The organism is Streptomyces sp. 13-12-16 (assembly GCF_002114215.1).
Taxonomy (GTDB): Bacteria; Actinomycetota; Actinomycetes; order Streptomycetales; family Streptomycetaceae; genus Streptomyces.
Window position 1 is genome coordinate 1 of the sequence record NZ_NCTE01001371.1, and the last position, 1,307, is coordinate 1,307.

The 1,307-nt window shown below is 74.4% G+C and carries 2 pseudogenes; both read left to right on the top strand.

Annotated features, from left to right (window positions below):
* Positions 1 to 625: pseudogene (locus B7767_RS41030) on the top strand (phenylalanine--tRNA ligase subunit beta); the annotation flags it as partial.
* 378 nt (positions 626 to 1,003) lie between these two features.
* A pseudogene (locus tag B7767_RS41035) lies at positions 1,004 to 1,307 on the top strand (serine/threonine-protein phosphatase); the annotation flags it as partial.

A 1,307-nucleotide genomic window follows, 5' to 3' on the forward strand; every position in this document is an offset into this window, starting at 1 on the left:
CGTCGTGCTGGCCGGCGCCCGCGAGCAGGCCGGCTGGTGGGGCAGGGGCCGCGCGGCCGACTGGGCCGACGCGGTGGAGGCCGCCCGGACCGTCGCCCGTGAGGCCGGTGCCGAACTGGGCGTCCGCAAGGGCCAGTACGGCCCCTGGCACCCGGGCCGCTGCGCCGAGCTGACCGTCACCGTCGACGGCGAGGACCGGATCATCGGCCACGCCGGCGAGCTGCACCCGCGCGTCCTGAAGGCCCTGGGCCTGCCCGCGCGCAGCTGCGCGATGGAGCTGGACCTGGACGCCCTGGAGCAGGTCGGCGACGACACCCCGCAGGCACCGGGCATCTCCACCTTCCCGGTCGCCACGCAGGACGTCGCGCTGGTCGTCGACGCGTTCGTGCCCGCCTCGGACGTCGAGGCGGCACTGCGCGAGGGCGCCGGTGAACTGCTGGAGTCCATCCGCCTGTTCGACGTGTACGAGAACGCCGAACAGCTCGGCGAGGGCCGCAAGTCCCTGGCCTACGCGCTCCGCTTCCGCGCGACCGACCGCACCCTGACCGTCGACGAGGCCTCGGCGGCCCGGGAATCGGCGGTCACCCTGGCGGGCGACCGCACCGGAGCGGTCCTGAGGGGCTGACACCCCACTCCGGCCGGTCCTGTTCCCTTGACCCCGTCCAGTCCCATCAGCCCGTCCGGCGTCTGAGGACAAGGGGGGTCCGGGGGACGGGACGGGAAGGGGCGGCGGGGGCGAAAAAACACAAAGCCCCTCACCCCGCCCCCGAGGACAACCGCACAAGGACCGGCCCGCAGGGCCGATAACCGCCGGAAACGGGGGGCGCGGGAGGCGCACAGCACGCCTCCCGCGCCCCCCGTTCCCCTCACCCCACCGGTCACCTCACTCGTTCGGGTGACTATCCGGGTCGATACGTCCGGATCAGGCCACATGGTCGACAGAATCAGACCGGCCTCTCGAGGCCGGTCTGCGCTGTCCGGGCCTATATGGGGGGCCATCGGCATGATCCGTTTCAAGCCTGGGGCTCCCCGCAGGGTGCCACCCCGGTTCCTGTCCTCACGGGTACCCACCCTCGCGGTGCCCACCGCCCTGGGCGCCACCGCGGTCGCCTACCGGCTGACCTGCCCGCTCGCCCACGACGAAGCCCTCGGCGCGCGCCTCGTCAGCAGCGCCGTGATGTGTGCGCTCGTCACCGGCCTGGTGATGCACGTCCGGCGCCGGCTGCTGCGCGAGCTGCGGCTGGCCCGCCGGGCCGCGGAGACCGCGCAGAGCGTGCTGCTGCGGCCGCCGCCCCCGCGGGTGGACG